Origin of the sequence: endosymbiont of Galathealinum brachiosum (genome assembly GCA_003349885.1) — a bacterium.
In the GTDB taxonomy this organism is placed as follows: Bacteria; Pseudomonadota; Gammaproteobacteria; order SZUA-229; family SZUA-229; genus SZUA-229.
The window spans coordinates 526,389-542,496 of sequence record QFXC01000013.1 but is presented as its reverse complement, the minus strand read 5'-3'; the positions used below and the strand labels follow the sequence as shown (position 1 = coordinate 542,496).

Here is a 16,108-nt window from a genome sequence, read left to right as displayed (position 1 = left end):
GATAGTTCAAAAATGAATTCTACAAAGCTGGCAGGCATTTTATTTGTTTTATCACCCTTTTTATTCCAATCAACATTATTAGCTGAAAATTTCAGAGCCCGAATTGTAAAAGTTCAGGGGCAGGTATATGTGATGAATTCGGAGGGTGAAAAGAGAAAACCCGAGAAAATGCAGTTTCTGGTGAATAGTGATGAAACCGTTGTTACCAGTAAAAATAGCAAGGCAGTATTACAGTTTGATGATGGTGCTATGTCGGTACTGGATCAGAAAAGTAGTTTAAGAGTGGAGCAGTCAGGCTGGTTGTCACAATTGGGCGGTAAAATTTATTATGTCTTTCGAAAAGTAATAGGTAAGCAAAAGCCTAAAAAGGTACGTACAAAGTTTGCAACTATCGGCATTCGGGGTACTACCTTTATCGTTGATGCGGATGATAATAATCAGCAGGTTGCCTTGCAGGAAGGTAAGTTAAATATTGAATCTCCTGGTGATGATTATGAAATACATAAACCAGCAGATGTAGCTGATGATTTTGCTGCTTTTAAGCAACAGGCAAGACAGCGTCAACAGGCTCTGGATGATGAGTTTAGTAACTACAAGAAAGATATTGGTAAAGAATTCGTAGAATACAAAAAGAGTTTTGACCTGGAAGCCAACAAAGTCGTTAGTTTTAATGGTAGCCGGGTAAATGAAACTGATTTAAATAAGGACTGGACATCTTCATTTGATGGTTTTGCTGATTTTTCTAAAGATTATATTGATGCATATAAAGAGCTGGATGATTTTACAGATGGCAACCATTAGAGCTAGAAATGAAGGGGCGCTTTTAAATCAGGTATATCTATTGTATTTGTTTGACTAGCCTTGTTATTGGACTATCCTTTTACTAGTTTAGATTTTTAATTATATAAGGGGATAAAAATGAGGTCATGTCCTCTAGTCGGCTTCGCTTATTTTTTTTCTGTCATTTTATTTTCTGTTGCTTCAACGGTTAAAGCCGAAATAACCCCTTCTGATGTTTATGAACGATCTGAACAGGTGGTGTTAGAGATACAGCATCTACGAAATGAGTTAAATGTTCAGCATAGTCCCCGCGTTCCCGGTGTTCAAAATAATAAAAAACCTTTGCATGTCTATGCTAAATCACTAGAGATTCTTGAGAAAATTCATGATGCTGAGGTGAGCATGGGGCTGGCAGCGGTTAAGGTTGAGCCAATACCATTAAAGGTGATCACACCTGAGGATGTTTTTCAGCAGGCAGAGTTAATTCTGGAAGAGTTGCGTAAGATACAGAATTCAAAAAATGTCGGGCAATCAGAAGAGGTAGCTCAACTAGTGCTGGGTAAAACGCCAAGTGATGTTTACCAGAATTTTTGGAAAGCATCGTTTATGCTTGATGGTCTGGCGCCAAAGATATCACCGGATGATGTCTATCAGCGTAGTGTTCTGATTTTAAAAAATTTAGAATTATTAGCTAATAAACATTCAATTAGTTTAGAAACTGAAGTTAATACTAACCCTGATGAAACCACGCCGTATCAGGTTAATTTGCAGGCTTATCTTAACTTGCATAAATTTACATATTTAGAAAAAAAATACGGGTTAAATGCTTTTCGTGTGCCAGAGTACCCACAGGGTGAGATTAATCCTTCAGATGTTTATGATGCAATTAATATGATGATGGCAGAACTGGCTTATGTGAAAAGGCATCATAAAATTTTAATAAAGGTTGAGAGTGGATCTCAATCGACAGGAAAAAAACCAAAGGATGTACTGTCAAATTTGCAATTAGTAGGTCGGAATATAGATCTGCTAATTTCAGGTATAAAATAAATAATTAGGAAAAAGTATGTTACTTAATAAAATGCGATTAGGCATCAAATTATTGCTGGCACCAGTAATAATATTAATCATGATGTTATGTTTTTCTTCGTATGTTCTATTTAATTTAACGCATGTGTCTGATGCGGTAGATTCAATGATAAATGATTTAAAAGTCCAGGCACAGGAAGCGGGTCTGGTTTTGAAGTCAGTCAATAAAAAGCAGATTGTTGTTGAACGATATACATCAAATTATAGCCAGGATCTGGTTTCACTGTTTAAGATATATGATGCAGAGCTAATAGCCGCTCTGAATGTATTAAAAACAAAAGCTGATAATCAGAAGAAGATACAGCAGCTGGAGTTAATTGATGATTTAAATAAAAAATACACAAGTGCTTTTTTAACAATGACGGAAGAAGTTGTCGCGTCTGATGGTTATTATAATTTTACTGAAGAGCTAGAGGCGGAGTTACGTGAATACGCTGATAAATTATCGGCTATTTCAGTGAATCTGGAGGCGGAATCCTGGCAGGCATTGTCAAGTCAGGCAAGGTTTATCAATCGCAGTGCAAAGCAGTTATCTAATTCAAGTATGCTTGTTACCGCTATCGCATTTATTGTGGGATTGCTAATTACATTAATAGTATCGAAGGGTATTAAAGGTTCGGTAAAAAAACTCGCGTTTGCAATGTCCGAAATTGCACATGGTGAAGCTGATTTAACGCAAAGGCTGGATGCTGAAGGCAAAGATGAGCTGGCTTATTTAGCCAATTCATTTAATGAATTTATGGCCAGCTTGCAAACGATTATTAGTAAAGTAAAAAATTCAACAGCTGGTTTTGAGCAGGCAGCAGTTATGTCTGAGTCAGTCAGTCACAGTACTGCAGATAAAATTAATCAGCAAAGCCAGGAAACCCAGTTAATAGCAACGGCGATAACAGAGCTGGATGCATCATCTGCAGAAGTTGCAAATATCAGCAGACAAACACAACAGGACAGTGAGTCAGCAAAAGAACAGGCAATAAAAGGTAAAGAAGTTGTTGAGTTATCGGTTCAGTCTATGCAGAAGCTGGCAAATGAAGTGAATCAGGCGAGTACAGTTATTGGTTCGCTCGCGGAAAGTAGTGAACAAATAGGTTCGGTGTCTGATGTTATTTTATCAATTGCAGAACAAACTAACCTGTTGGCGCTGAATGCGGCAATTGAGGCCGCCAGAGCGGGTGAAACCGGGCGAGGGTTTGCGGTGGTTGCTGATGAGGTAAGAACCCTGGCAAACCGAACGCATGATTCTACGAATGAAATACAACAAATAATTGAAAAATTACAAACAGATACACAAGCAGCGGTTGAGGTTATGGAGCGAGGAAGTAGTCTGGCTGCAGAAGGTGTACAACAATCAAGAGAGGCGGGTAGTGCACTAAATGAAATTACTGCAGCAAGTCAGTCTGTAAATGATATGGCTGAGCAAATTCAAGTGGCTACACGAGAGCAAAGTGATGTTGTTTCGAGTGTGCAGGAAAGTGTTTGCTCGATTCAGCAACTGGCAGATGAAACGGTAGTCAGCTCAAAAATGTCTGAAGAATCAGCGCAGAACATTAAAAATATAACCAGAACAATTAGTGATCTGGTTTCACGCTTTAAAGTTGATTGATGGTTATCTACCTATTCTTTCTATAACAATACGAATGTATGTTATTTATTGGAGTTAGCTTTAACTGACGATATTTTCTGAGGTGCATAGCGAACCATTAGTTCTTTATTACTAGCTTTTCTTCGCACTGTAAATCGTCAGCTAAATCTAACTCTTATCAGAATAATTAATTTATTAGAGGTTATTTTGTTATTAACTAACCCTTCTCTTTAAACTGTTTGAAACCTCGTAAACCTTGAAGTCCTCCCCCATGTATAGCTAGTATTTTAGATCCTTTTTTGAAATAGTCATATTTAACTAAATCTAGAATACCCCATAACATTTTTCCGCTATAGACTGGCTCCAGTTGTATGTTGTATGTCTGTTTAAAATCTACAATAAAGTCATTCAATTCCGGGGTAGATTTTGCAAAACCGCCAAAGTGGTATTCGTGATTAATTGTCCAGTCTGATAAAGTTTTTGAAAGTTCTAAACTGGCATTAATTTCCTCATTAAGCATTGTGTTTTTCATTACGGCAAAGCCTAAAAAACGAGTATCCGGATCGGTGTTGGTGTGGATAAGTGAACTTAACATGGTGCCGCTGCCAACTTCACAGCATATAACATCATAATGATCCTCCAGTTCATCCAGTAACTCAGCACAGCCTTTTTTTCCGGCTGTATTATTTCCACCTTCAGGAATTAAATAAAAATCACTAAATTCGGTTTTAAGGTTTTTAATAAATTCAGGATTATTTTTTTGTTTGTATTCTAAACGGGTAATGAATTTGAGTTGCATCCCCCAGTTCATCATATCCTGTAAGCAGGGGTTGAGAACTCTTGGTGCTTCGCCGCGAATAATGCCAATGGTTTTAAAACCGAGTTCTTTTCCTGCAGCGGCCAGTGCATGAAGATGGTTTGAATATGCCCCCCCAAAACTGAGTAAGGTTTTTTTCCCTTTATTGTTAGCTTTCAGCAGATTGTACTTTAATTTTCGCCATTTATTTCCCTGAATAACAGGATGTATTAACTCATCACGTTTAATAAATAACTGTATTTTTTTTTCGTCTAAAAGAGGGTTTTTTATTTGAGTGACTGGAGAGGGGAGGTTGAGTTTTTCAAGAATGCTCATTGAATGTGCATGTTGTCATCCTGAGATAAAGTGTAGTAATTGCGTGGGTTATAAATTTTCACTACTGCTCAGGATGACAGGTTTTTATTTTGCAACAACGTGTATAACAGATGAATATTCAAAGTAAACAGTGCGGTCATCATAAACCCAGCGACTGATTGGTGGCTGGCCAATTGACGGTATTATTTCTGACGGACGTCCAAGTTCATTTTCTACCTTGTCAGTTGTCATGCCACGGCGTGGAAAATCGAGTAACCTGACACCAACAGCCTGAGGTGCTTCATTAACATTTAGTACATCACCCTGCTGAACCGTTTCATTAATTACTTCCGGCTGCGGGCTAACTTCAACTGTTTCAACAGGTTTAGTTGTTTCTTCAGTCATGGCCGGGCTACCACCAGTTTCCTGTGGCATAACTTCGGTTGTTGTCTGCTCTGTTGCTGTCGTATCATCAGCAGCCGTATCATCAGCCCATGGGCTGCCTGCTAGTCCCTGAGTACTGAACAAAGCTAATATGAGTAGACCTGCTGTTTTCAATGTAAGATTTTTCATTGCTCTCGCCATTCTCTCTTTTTTATTGATTCTAGTCTTTTTTCATAAAAAATACAGGTGCTTAGCCTTAATATTTCATGGGTTTTCGAGAAATGCGGGTTATTTGGCTATTTAATTTGATTAAAGATGCAGATTTTCGCTTTCCTGAAGCAGGGCAAACTGCTCACGTAATTCAAGAATGTGCTGTTCCCAGTAGTTTGGTGTATTAAACCAGGGGAAATTCATTGGGAAACTCGGGTCGGACCAGCGTTTGGCCAGCCAGCTGGCATAATGCATTAAACGAAGACTACGTAACGGTTCAACAAGACGTAATTCAGCTGGTTCTAATTCGGCAAACTCAAAATAACCATCGAGCACATGGTTTAGCTGTTTTTGTTGTTCCTGCGTATCACCTGATAACAACATCCAGATATCCTGCACCGCAGGGCCGCTTCTACAGTCATCAAAATCGACGAAATGAGGGCCCTGATCTGTCCACAGAATATTACCCTGATGGCAGTCACCATGTAGGCGTATAGAGCTAATGCTATCACTTTGAAAACGTTGTTCTAACAGACCTATCAGGTCATTGCTTAACGTCTGGTAGGCTTCGAGCAGGTAGTCGGGGATGAAATTGTTATCCAGTAAGAAACGTGCGCTATCAATTGCATAATCCTGTACCGATATCTGTGGGCGGTATTTAAAAGGTTTGCTGGCACCTGCCAGATGAATACGGCCTAAAAAGCGACCTATCCACTCAAGATGCTCTGTATTGTCGAGCTCGGCTGTGCGACCGCCCTTTTGACGAAACAGTGCAAATCGGAAATTATTATAGTTAAGAAGACTTTGTTGATTAAACTGTAGCGGTGCAACGACTGGAATTTCCAGATCGGATAGTTCGGTGGTGAAATCGTGTTCTTCCTGTATCTGTTCATTAGACCAGCGGTTTGGGCGATAATATTTGCCTATTATTTTTTGTCCAAAATCAGAGCCTTCTTCCAGGCCTATCTGGTAAACACGATTTTCGTAAGAGTTTAGAGCAAAAATTCGAGCATCACTTTGCAGGCCTAGTGATTCTACTGAATCAATAATAAGTGTTGGATCGAGTGCTGCGAAGTCATGAGTTGGAGGTTGAGATTCCATGGAATGGGTCTAAATGCTCTATCGTTAGTTAACGCTAACTCTACACGATAAGTTTTATTGCGTAAGAGCTAACATTAATTTGCGATGGTTTAAGCTTTGAACTTACTCAGTACGAGGCAGGCATTAGTGCCGCCAAAACCAAAGTTATTTGTAAGAACGGTATTTAACTCGGCGTTATCTACGCGTTTGGTTACCAGTGGCATCCCATCTACTTTCTCATCCAGATTATCAACATTGGCGGAGGCCTGAATGAAATTATTCTGCATCATTAGAAGACAGTAAATGGTTTCCTGTACACCTGCCGCGCCAAGTGAGTGACCGCATAATGACTTGGTTGAGCTAAATGGTGGAATATTTTCACCGAATACTTCTTTAATTGCACCGGTTTCTGCAACATCACCAACCGGTGTGCTGGTGCCGTGTGTATTAATGTAATCAACAGGTGTATCAACAGTAGACAGGGCCATTTGCATACAACGCACAGCGCCTTCACCTGACGGTGCAACCATATCGTGGCCATCAGATGTCGCACCATACCCTACCAGTTCGGCATATATAGTTGCACCACGCGCCTGTGCGTGTTCCAGTTCTTCCAGAACAACAACACCACCGCCACCGGCGATAACAAAGCCATCTCGATCTGCATCATAACTACGTGATGCTTTTTCGGGGGTTTCATTGTACTTGGATGAGAGTGCGCCCATGCCGTCAAATAACATGCTCATGGCCCAGTGCTCTTCTTCACCACCACCGGCAAAAATAATATCCTGTTTACCTAGCTGGATCTGCTCCATAGCATTGCCAATACAGTGTGTGCTTGTCGCACAGGCAGAGCTTATAGAGTAATTGACACCTTTTATTTTAAAAGGTGTCGCAAGGCAGGCTGAAACCGTACTCGCCATAGTGCGGGGTACCATATAAGGACCAACACGACGAATGCCTTTTTCGCGAAGTGTATCAGCAGCAATAACCTGATTTTCAGGCGAACCGCCACCAGAACCCATGATCAGTCCTGTACGAATATTAGATACCTGCTCGTCTGAAAGACCAGCGTCTTCGATTGCCTGCTGCATAGCGACATAAGTATAAGCTGCCGCATCACCCATAAAACGTTTAACTTTACGGTCTATATGTTCGCTTAAATCAATATCTATAGAGCCCGCAACATGGCTGCGCATGCCCATTTTTTCGTATTCTTCCTGAAACTTAATGCCTGAGCGGCCTTCACGTAGTGATTCTGTTACGGCTTGTTTGTCATTTCCCAGACAGGAGACGATCCCAAATCCAGTGATTACAACTCGTTTCATGTATTAATTACCTAAAAATCATCAGTTGAGCTAAACAGACCTACCCTAAGCCCTTTAGCAGAATAAATTTCGCGCCCATCAACCATGATAACGCCATCAGCAATACCCAGAATCAAACCACGGGCAATAACTCGTTTGATATTGATCTGGTAACTTACTTTTTTAGCGGTAGGTAAAACCTGACCGGTAAATTTAACTTCGCCTACACCTAGTGCTCTACCTCTACCCGGGTGGCCTTTCCAGCCAAGGTAAAAACCAACTAATTGCCACATAGCATCTAGTCCAAGGCAGCCTGGCATAACCGGATCACCGGGGAAGTGACATTCAAAAAACCATAAATCCGGGCTTATATCCAGTTCGGCCTGTATTTGGCCTTTGTCGTATTCCCCGCCTTCTTCAGATATGAGGCTAATACGGTCCATCATAAGCATATTGTCGACAGGAAGCTGTGCATTGCCCGGTCCGAACAGTTCTCCATGGCCGCATTTTATTAAATCTTCCTTCGTATAACTGCTTTGTTTTGTCATTGCTTTGATTAGCCTTTAGCTGTTCTCAATTCTGTGGGGGGGAATTGTAACGGAAATAGGGCAATGATGGTATGTCTGATAGGGCGGGATTAAAGGAATTTGTTTAAGGTCAAAAAACAGGCCCTGTAAAAACAGGGCCTAATTACCACTTTTGGAGTAAATTGGTGATTTAATCAGTATAGAATTTCTGTTTAAATTTAACATTAGCGACCAGAGACTCGCCTGCTGGTGTCGCTTTAATGTCAAATTTTAGTGTTTCCTGGTTCGATACCTGAGATTGAGCCAGATAATATATAGCCTCACCATCGTGAATTTCTTTAAATTCCAGTGCTTTGATCTGCCCCGTCAGGTTGCTGGCAAAACCATTAACTTTGGCTTTTACCGGTCGTGTCACATCACCATTTTTTTTCTGCACAGTGATATTAATAACCATGCGATTATTACGTCGCGTTAGTGAGTAGGCCTTAGCAATTTCAGGTGTCAGGGTATCACTACGAAAAGCATTGTAGTGGATAACATAGTTGCCAAACTGCTTTGAATTTTCTGCATTAATATTGCCGGAAAACAGGCTGAAAAATAACATCAATACGCTAATAAGGGTGATTTTATGTTGTGTCATATTTATTTTCTCTCTAACGGGGATATTGGTTCTATGTGTTCAACTATAGACCAAAAAATAGAGATTTGCCCTGTTTTGGAAGGCTTATACTATTTTGAGGAAAATCATAAAGATATTGCTTATATGTGCTATTTTTATAAGAGGCAAACTAACTAATAAAAGAAATAATTAAAGTGCAATTTGATAATACACTTCTGAAGTATCTGGTTCCCATAAAGCAACTGCAAAGTGAGCACCGAATACAAATAGCTGAGCAGTCACAAATGATTGAGCTCAGAACGGGTGATGAACTGTCTGCTAATGAAGAGCATCGGTGGTTTATTTATCTTTTAAAGGGAAAGCTTGATTTGCTGGGCATAGACAAACCACCAGTGCTATTAAATGCGTCTGATGAGAGAGCATACCACCCGTTATTTAATGATGGTGAACGTAATACCCGTCTGGTTGCTCAGGCTGGATGTGTTATTGCACGGTTTGAAAAACAGCTCTTTAATACTTTTGTTGATCAGGAGTTAATTACCGGTGAAGAGCTTGAAACGGTTGAAATGAATGAAGTAGAAGGCAATCTGTTTAATGAGATAATGCATGCCTTTAATATGGGGAATTTAAAACTACCCAGTTTGCCTGATATTGCTGTAAAAGTTAAAAAAGCCTTGAATAGTCAAAGCACCAGTGCCGAGGATGTTGCGCGTATCGTTTCTGCTGACCCGGCCATGGTAACCCGATTAATTAATGCAGCAAACGGACCGTTAAGCAGGGGAGTTGATCCCATTAACAGTATACAGTCAGCGATTGTCCGTTTAGGTATGCAAACCAGTAAAGAACTGGTTACCGGTTTTGCAATAAAGCAGCTATTTAATACAAAATCAAAAATGTTAAATCAACGTATGCATGAACTTTATGATCATAGTGTTGATATTGCCTCAATCAGTTTTGCATTATCAAAGCAAAGCGGAAAATTATCCCCTGATCATATGTTGCTCGCCGGGTTATTACATGAAATCGGTGTGATTCCTATTTTAAGTTATATAGAAGATACCGGGCTGGTTGTAACTGATGAGGCGGAGCTAAATAATATTATTATGCACCTCAGAGGTGCGGTAGGTAGTATGGTTATTCGGCACTGGGATTTATCAAATGATTTATTTGCTGTTGTTGAAGAATTTGAAAACTGGCAACGAGAGGAAACGGGAGAAATCGACACCTGTGATATGATTATAATTGCACAGATTTATCATCGTTTGAAACATCATCAGTTGGCTGGGTTGCCAAAAATAAATGAAGTTCCCGCATTTAAAAAGCTATATCCCGGTAATCAGGATGCTGATTTTGCACAGAATGTTTTTCAGCAGGCGCATGAAGAAATTGCATCAGTGATGCAGTTATTAAAAATGTAGAGACAGGTTATGTCATTTTCAGAAAATGAGTTAGAAGAACGCATCCATCAATTAATTCCATTTAAAGACCTTGCAACAGGTGATCGAATTAAGCTGGCCAAGACAGGTCAGTTAATTAAAATGACCATTGGTGAAACTTTATATTCAAATGAATGTAAAGATCAGATGCTTTATTTGATAAGTGGAAAACTTGATTTGTGTTTGCAGTATTTAACACCACAATTGTTAGTAGCGGATACTGTTGAAGCTTTAAAACCTGTATTTTCAGAAAACGAAGAAGAAGAAACGCATATTGCAATTACGGCTAATTGTGAAATATGGCAATTTAACAGGCAGTTATTTAATCGTTTAATTGAAAAAGAAGTGCTCGTGGATGAACGTGCATTAAGTCATCAGATGAGTCATGTTGAAAGTAATATTTATAATGAAATAATGAATGCAGTAGAGACGGGTCAGTTAAAGTTACCCAGTTTGCCTGAAATTGCACTTCGTATAAAAAAAGCAGTAGAGCAGAGTGAAGCTGACATTGAACACATTGGTAAAATTGTAGAGTTAGATCCTGCGATTTCTACGCGATTAATAAAAGTAGCAAACAGCCCGTTAACGAGAGGTGTAAACCCAATTCACAGCATGCGTGATGTGATAGTTCGTCTGGGTTTAAAAATGACTCGTAATCTGGTGTTGAGTTTCAGTGTGGCACAGTTGTTTAAAACACGGCATCCATTTTTGAAAAAACAGATGAAAATATTTTATGCACACAGTATAGAAATAGCATCAATTTGTTATGCATTAGGAAAGCACATAAAAAATCTGGATGCCGATGAACTGTTACTGGCAGGTCTGGTTCATGATATTGGGGTTATTCCTGTTATTACCTATATAGAGAAAACAGGTCTGGAGTTAACTGATGAGGAGGAAATAAGGCAGTTAATTCATTCACTGCGTGTTGCTGTGGGTATGCTGGTAGTTAAATCATGGGATTTACCTAAAGAAATGTTAAATGTAGTTACCCATGCTGAGCACTGGTATCACGATAGCGGAAAAGAACTAAAAGTTGAAGACGTTATTATTATTGCTCAGGTTTACGATAAATTAAGGCGAAAACAACTTTCCAGTTTACCTGACATAAATAAAGTACCCGCATTTAAAAAATTATTTCCAAATAAACATGACCCGGCTTTTGCAATGCAGGTATTAGATGAGGCGAGAGAAGAGATTAATGAAATGAAAAGTTTGCTGGGAATTTGATTTTTACACTACATTGCTAACCTGATCGGAATTACCACAGGGGACAGAGTGCAAAAAAAGCGCGCTCTTTCCCCGATGGATATACGCCAAACGGGGTAATAAACTATTATTCGAAATTACGAATAACGCCGGATACAATACCCAGTACCTGAACTTCTTCATTTTTCAGGATAATTGGTTCCATGTCAGGATTAGCCGGTTGCAGGCGAATGCCATCGGCTTCAATGTAAAACTTTTTCAGCGTTACCTGTTCATTGTTAATTAATGCAACAACCGATTGCCCATTTTCTGCAGATAACTGCTTTTCTACAATAATGACATCTCCATCCTGAATGTTGTCATCAATCATCGAGTGACCCTGTACTTTTAATGCATAGGTGTTTTTACGCACCATATGTGAAGGTACTTTTATTGAATCATGATTTTCTATGCGTTCAATGGGCTGACCAGCTGTGATAAAACCAAGTAATGGAATTTCTACTAATTCGGAAATAGCTGGCTCGATTTCATCAAGCTCAGGTGTCCATGTAGGGTGCTGCTGTTTGGGGATTAATAAACTGACGTTGTTCATTTTTATTATCTCAGTTAATGCTGTTTCTAGATAATAGGAGGTATTTTATTGAAATTCAAGAGGATTATGCGTTGTTATTTTGTATGTTGGTTAATTGTGCTGTTATGGCATATCTCTATCGGGGATAAGCTGTCGTTTTATGGCGCTCTGTCCTTTGATTGAGGTCACCGGGAGTTGTGTGGAGTCGTTCATTACTCTTCCAGTCAGATTGGAATCACCGCAGGGGACGGAGCGCAAAAAGCGCGATCCATCCCCGAGCAAAGCAATCGAACGTATGGCAGTAAAGTGATGAAACTGGTTGATTCAGGTAAAACTCTTAAACAACTCACCAATCGCAACAGATAATTTCTCGGATCGCTCAGGTGATTTCACCGCTTTAAGGATACTCTCCTGCATACCCGGAATATTAATTAAATCGATAATTACCGGTGTGAAAAAATTTTGACCTTCACTGCAATGAGCGAGAGCTTCAAGAAAAAGATTGATAGTCTCTTCGTTCTTTAACGCTAACCAGCAACGCCCAGATATTGAAGCCAGTACTTCAGGGTGTCTGCCTGCTTCAGTTTTTAATATTTTGCTAAGGCTTAGTTCCAGTAATGTCTGATCTTGTGTATTGGATAGAGCACGAATACAAAGAGAAATAAAAGTAGCATCACTTTCATCTTTTTCGAGCTCATGATTAATAATATTAACTATAGACTGGGAGATATCGGTATTAATTTTTTCGTGTTCAAGGCATTGCGCTAATGCTTCAAATGGTTGGTGTGGAATTTTCTCGATTGATTCCGCAACTAACTCGGCATTATTATCTTCATCGAGCCTGGTTGCTAAATCTGCAATTCCCTGAAAACCAACGAAAGCCCACTGATCATAACCGGGTTTGCCAATAAAATAATCTCTGGTGTGTTCGTAGTAACTGGATGCGGGTTGATTTAACAGCTTTGCCGCTTTTGCATGAAAGCAGGCCATGTGTTCCTGTTTTGGTTTGAAACCATAAGGGTTTTCTTCGTCCTGCTCTGGAGTATCTTTGCCTTCTTTATTAATGAGCTGTAGAACAAAATCATCACGAATTCCGGTTGTAAGTTTGCCCGCAGCATCCAGTGGAAAGCGTAAAAACCAGATAACAAGTTCTGATTTTTTATCTTCTGTCCAGACCAGAAAACCCAGCCATGCCTGTTGTTGTAGTGGTAATGGGTAGGGAATTTCTCCCTGTTCAAAACGCAGGAAATCTGCCTGATTTATTTCTTCAATACGTCGGCCCATATCAAAAATTTTATATTGAGTGCCTGCCTGATTAAGGAAATCACATATACCGTTAACCTGAGACATTATTGTTCCTCAACCTGAAGTTTTAATTCACCAGAAATAATTTTCAGAAAACTTCGGCCATTTAAAAACTCTTCTATTACCTGACCCGCATGTGTATAACGCCATCCCTGCATCAGAGGAATGTCGGTGTTCCCCTGAAGTAAGGATTCAAGTTCTTTTCGTGATGCAAGGTTCAAAGGGGTTATGTGGTGTTCATCTGCTTTTAATTTTAACAGGGATATTAGTGAATCGATTATGGCCTCTTCACGCATATTTAACTTGTGACGTTTAGCATGTTTAGGCCAATGTTCCTTCTCCATGCGTAACGCATTATTCATGCGTTGTAACAGTTGTGATGCATCTTCAGAATTAAGGCGCGTTTTGTTTAATGAACGCAGTTTTTTAATTTTATCTGCACTATCCGGTTTTAAACGTGCAATATCAATTAATGCATCATCGGGTACGATACGACGTCTGGGTCGATTGCGTTTTTGTGCAGATTCTTCTCTCCATGCAGCAACAGCCTGTAAAATGGCGAGCTGAATGCCGTGAAGTTTCTGATTGCCTTTAACTTTTTTCCAGATGTTATTAGTATCCACCTGATATTTGGCCGGCATGCAAAGTTCAGAGAAGTCACCGTGTAACCATTCAAGTCTGTTTAGAGAATCGAGTTGTGCGACCATTTTAGGGTAGGCTTTCGCTAGATAATACACATCACTGGCGGCATAAAGTAACTGGTCTTTATTTAATGGACGTCTTAACCAGTCGGTGCGTGATTGTGACTTATCAATATCAATATTGAGTTCTTTTTTAATTAATGCGGCATAACCAATCTGATCGCCGTAACCGAGTAGGCCTGCTGCTATTTGAGTATCAAACATGGGCGAAGGCAAGGTATTAAATAAATGATTAAATATTTCCAGATCCTGCCCTGAGGCATGCAGTACTTTCGTTACATTTGAATTTGATAATAGCGCCAGAAAAGGTGTGAAATCCGTAATTCCAAGGGGGTCAATACAGCAGGTTTGTTCACCGTCTGATACCTGTATGAGGGCAAGTTCAGGGTAGTATGTGGTTTCACGGTGAAACTCGGTATCAATACAGATAACCTTGCTAAGGCGAATGGTGTCACAAGAAAGCGCCAGGGCTTCATTAGTGTCAATATAAACTATATCCATCGGTGGCTTACTTGTTGGCTAAAAACAGGCTATATTGTAACCTGAAGGGATAAAAAAATAATAAAGAATTTAATGATACAGTTTCCGAAGTTTATAAGCACCCGTTCAACCTTGTTTGGGTTTGCAGCGGTGATTCTGCTTTGTGCCGCGATTATTGTGACGTTGTTGATTCAGATTGATGTCTGGAGTCGATCTGCCTTTGATCTGGTTAAAAATAATACTCAGCAGGTCCGCCTTGTAATGACAATGCGTGATGCGGTGCAAAAGCGAGAGATGACCATTCAGCGCATGATAAACATGAAAGAAGTGTTTGATCGTGACGAAGAAGCGACACGTTTTCATCATATGGCAGGTGTTTATGCGAATGCTCGTGAACAGTTAATGAAAACAATGGTAGATACCACCTTACTTGATAACCTGAAAAAGCTGGATGAGTCAGTTGCATATGCACAGCCTTATCATAATAATCTGGTTGAAGCGTTGATTTTTGGTGGTGTTGATGCGGGTGATATTGAAGCCATATTTCGAGAAGGTAGGGCTGCTAGTACCAGTGTGCTTTTCCTGTTAGATCGAATTGTAGAAAATCAGGCAAAAACACATAAAAATGTAGTTGCTGAATATGAGCTGTCTCGATTATATACATTGATAGGGATTGCGTTAATATTTTGTGTCATAGCGGTAGTAGTAGTTGTTGCTCTACGAACATCTGGCAGACAGTTTAGTCGCGTTTCCCGTATGACGATTATTGACGATGTGTCCGGTACTTATAATCGCCGCTATTTTGATATGGTGCTTGAGGAAGAATGGAAACGAAGTATGCGAGAGTATACACCTCTGAGTTTGCTGATGGTTGATATCGATTATTTCAAAGCTTATAACGATAGCTTCGGGCATCAGCTGGGAGACATCTGTTTATTTACCGTAGGCAAGGTTTTGTCTGGCCAGTTAAAACGCACCGCTGATTTCACGGCTCGTTACGGCGGTGAAGAATTTGCAATTGTTTTACCTAATACCAGTGTTGAGCATGCTCGTTTATTAGCTGAACGACTGAGACGATCGGTGGAAGAAGCCAGAATAAAGGCCGGTAAAGAGGATGTGAGCCCCTGGGTAACTGTGAGTATTGGTCTGGCAACAACCACAGCTGAGTTTGATCAGTCTAGCGCTGTTCTGGTTAGAGCAGCAGACACCTGTTTATATGAAAGCAAACGCAATGGCCGCAATCGTGTATCAGATAAGATGGTTGATGATCTGGCTTAATCTGGTTTTTAAATGAGCTATTGTCAGGATTTAGCGGCTAGTAACTCTATCTGGTATCCATCAGGATCCTCAACAAATGCAATAATCGTTGCCCCCGCATTCATTGGGCCGGCTTCACGAAGTATTTTTCCACCCTGTTTTTTAATGACGTCAACTGCTTTATAAACATCATCTACTTCCAGTGCAATATGGCCATAAGCATTGCCCATATCATAACTGTCAGTATCCCAGTTATGGGTTAATTCAATGACAGTGTTTTCTTTTTCATCGCCATAACCTACAAATGCCAATGTGAATTTGCCATCAGGGTAGTCTTTTCTGCGTAGCAACTGCATTTCAAATACTTCGGTATAAAATTTTATAGATTTTTCTAAATTTCCTACACGAAGCATAGTGTGTAAAATACGCATATAATTCTCACCTGAAGTCTTTTAGTTTA

The 16,108-nt window shown here is 39.8% G+C and carries 16 protein-coding genes; 6 read left to right on the top strand and 10 right to left on the bottom strand.

What is annotated here, in order from left to right:
* The first annotated feature begins 12 nt into the window (after positions 1-12).
* The 3 genes from DIZ80_15375 to DIZ80_15365 all read left to right on the top strand — a co-directional run bounded on the left by DIZ80_15375 (position 13) and on the right by DIZ80_15365 (position 3,472).
* Positions 13-801: a hypothetical protein gene (locus DIZ80_15375; protein ID RDH81461.1), complete on the top strand. Its 789-nt coding sequence runs from the start codon at positions 13-15 to the stop codon at positions 799-801.
* Between the two features lie 117 nt (positions 802-918).
* Positions 919-1,830, top strand: a complete 912-nt coding sequence (locus DIZ80_15370) for a hypothetical protein (protein RDH81460.1) — start codon at positions 919-921, stop codon at positions 1,828-1,830.
* Positions 1,831-1,846: 16 nt separating this feature from the next.
* Complete coding sequence (locus DIZ80_15365) at positions 1,847-3,472, top strand: hypothetical protein (GenBank protein RDH81459.1); 1,626 nt, start codon at positions 1,847-1,849, stop codon at positions 3,470-3,472.
* Positions 3,473-3,668: 196 nt separating this feature from the next.
* On the opposite strand, the gene DIZ80_15360 is transcribed toward DIZ80_15365, so the two are convergent.
* The 6 genes from DIZ80_15360 to DIZ80_15335 form a co-directional block, all read right to left on the bottom strand.
* Positions 3,669-4,583 carry a 1-aminocyclopropane-1-carboxylate deaminase gene (locus DIZ80_15360; GenBank protein RDH81458.1) on the bottom strand — a complete coding sequence of 305 codons (915 nt, stop codon included), beginning with the start codon at positions 4,581-4,583 and terminating at the stop codon, positions 3,669-3,671.
* Positions 4,584-4,667: 84 nt separating this feature from the next.
* Positions 4,668-5,135, bottom strand: coding sequence for a hypothetical protein (locus DIZ80_15355; GenBank protein ID RDH81457.1), 468 nt, complete (start codon positions 5,133-5,135; stop codon positions 4,668-4,670).
* Between the two features lie 120 nt (positions 5,136-5,255).
* Positions 5,256-6,257 (bottom strand): serine/threonine protein kinase, encoded by a 1,002-nt coding sequence (locus tag DIZ80_15350; protein RDH81456.1) that lies wholly within the window; start codon positions 6,255-6,257, stop codon positions 5,256-5,258.
* An 89-nt stretch (positions 6,258-6,346) separates the two neighbouring features.
* A complete protein-coding gene (locus tag DIZ80_15345; protein ID RDH81455.1) occupies positions 6,347-7,564 on the bottom strand; it encodes a beta-ketoacyl-ACP synthase I in 1,218 nt (405 codons plus the stop codon).
* Positions 7,565-7,575: 11 nt separating this feature from the next.
* Complete coding sequence (locus tag DIZ80_15340; GenBank protein ID RDH81454.1) at positions 7,576-8,091, bottom strand: 3-hydroxyacyl-[acyl-carrier-protein] dehydratase FabA; 516 nt, start codon at positions 8,089-8,091, stop codon at positions 7,576-7,578.
* Between the two features lie 169 nt (positions 8,092-8,260).
* Positions 8,261-8,710, bottom strand: coding sequence for a DUF4426 domain-containing protein (locus tag DIZ80_15335; protein RDH81453.1), 450 nt, complete (start codon positions 8,708-8,710; stop codon positions 8,261-8,263).
* 173 nt (positions 8,711-8,883) lie between these two features.
* Between DIZ80_15335 and DIZ80_15330 the strand changes: the two genes are divergently transcribed.
* Both DIZ80_15330 and DIZ80_15325 read left to right on the top strand, forming a co-directional pair.
* On the top strand, positions 8,884-10,107 hold the full coding sequence (locus DIZ80_15330; protein RDH81452.1) for a hypothetical protein: 1,224 nt from the start codon (positions 8,884-8,886) through the stop codon (positions 10,105-10,107).
* Between the two features lie 9 nt (positions 10,108-10,116).
* Positions 10,117-11,355, top strand: a complete 1,239-nt coding sequence (locus DIZ80_15325) for a hypothetical protein (protein ID RDH81451.1) — start codon at positions 10,117-10,119, stop codon at positions 11,353-11,355.
* 106 nt (positions 11,356-11,461) lie between these two features.
* Here the strand turns inward: DIZ80_15325 and lexA are convergent, their stop codons facing one another.
* The 3 genes from lexA to rnd all read right to left on the bottom strand — a co-directional run bounded on the left by lexA (position 11,462) and on the right by rnd (position 14,412).
* Complete coding sequence (gene lexA / locus DIZ80_15320; GenBank protein ID RDH81450.1) at positions 11,462-11,926, bottom strand: repressor LexA; 465 nt, start codon at positions 11,924-11,926, stop codon at positions 11,462-11,464.
* 303 nt (positions 11,927-12,229) lie between these two features.
* A complete protein-coding gene (locus DIZ80_15315) occupies positions 12,230-13,255 on the bottom strand; it encodes a hypothetical protein (GenBank protein RDH81449.1) in 1,026 nt (341 codons plus the stop codon).
* Entirely contained in the window at positions 13,255-14,412 is a 1,158-nt protein-coding gene (gene rnd, locus DIZ80_15310) for a ribonuclease D (GenBank protein RDH81448.1), read from the bottom strand. Before rnd ends, DIZ80_15315 begins: the two co-directional genes overlap by 1 nt.
* Before the next feature lie 72 nt (positions 14,413-14,484).
* Between rnd and DIZ80_15305 the strand changes: the two genes are divergently transcribed.
* Positions 14,485-15,669 (top strand): hypothetical protein, encoded by a 1,185-nt coding sequence (locus DIZ80_15305; protein ID RDH81447.1) that lies wholly within the window; start codon positions 14,485-14,487, stop codon positions 15,667-15,669.
* A 23-nt stretch (positions 15,670-15,692) separates the two neighbouring features.
* Here the strand turns inward: DIZ80_15305 and gloA are convergent, their stop codons facing one another.
* Positions 15,693-16,079 carry a lactoylglutathione lyase gene (gloA, locus tag DIZ80_15300; GenBank protein ID RDH81446.1) on the bottom strand — a complete coding sequence of 129 codons (387 nt, stop codon included), beginning with the start codon at positions 16,077-16,079 and terminating at the stop codon, positions 15,693-15,695.
* Positions 16,080-16,108 lie beyond the last annotated feature (29 nt).

Coding starts and splice junctions, on each gene's coding strand:
- lexA (RDH81450.1), bottom strand. CDS start 11,926: ATGAACAACGTCAGTTTATTAATCCCCAAACAGCAGCACCCTACATGG.
- DIZ80_15365 (RDH81459.1), top strand. CDS start 1,847: ATGTTACTTAATAAAATGCGATTAGGCATCAAATTATTGCTGGCACCA.
- gloA (RDH81446.1), bottom strand. CDS start 16,079: ATGCGTATTTTACACACTATGCTTCGTGTAGGAAATTTAGAAAAATCT.
- DIZ80_15305 (RDH81447.1), top strand. CDS start 14,485: ATGATACAGTTTCCGAAGTTTATAAGCACCCGTTCAACCTTGTTTGGG.
- DIZ80_15345 (RDH81455.1), bottom strand. CDS start 7,564: ATGAAACGAGTTGTAATCACTGGATTTGGGATCGTCTCCTGTCTGGGA.
- DIZ80_15335 (RDH81453.1), bottom strand. CDS start 8,710: ATGACACAACATAAAATCACCCTTATTAGCGTATTGATGTTATTTTTC.
- DIZ80_15360 (RDH81458.1), bottom strand. CDS start 4,583: ATGAGCATTCTTGAAAAACTCAACCTCCCCTCTCCAGTCACTCAAATA.
- DIZ80_15325 (RDH81451.1), top strand. CDS start 10,117: ATGTCATTTTCAGAAAATGAGTTAGAAGAACGCATCCATCAATTAATT.
- DIZ80_15370 (RDH81460.1), top strand. CDS start 919: ATGAGGTCATGTCCTCTAGTCGGCTTCGCTTATTTTTTTTCTGTCATT.
- DIZ80_15315 (RDH81449.1), bottom strand. CDS start 13,255: ATGTCTCAGGTTAACGGTATATGTGATTTCCTTAATCAGGCAGGCACT.
- DIZ80_15355 (RDH81457.1), bottom strand. CDS start 5,135: ATGAAAAATCTTACATTGAAAACAGCAGGTCTACTCATATTAGCTTTG.
- rnd (RDH81448.1), bottom strand. CDS start 14,412: ATGGATATAGTTTATATTGACACTAATGAAGCCCTGGCGCTTTCTTGT.
- DIZ80_15350 (RDH81456.1), bottom strand. CDS start 6,257: ATGGAATCTCAACCTCCAACTCATGACTTCGCAGCACTCGATCCAACA.
- DIZ80_15340 (RDH81454.1), bottom strand. CDS start 8,091: ATGACAAAACAAAGCAGTTATACGAAGGAAGATTTAATAAAATGCGGC.
- DIZ80_15375 (RDH81461.1), top strand. CDS start 13: ATGAATTCTACAAAGCTGGCAGGCATTTTATTTGTTTTATCACCCTTT.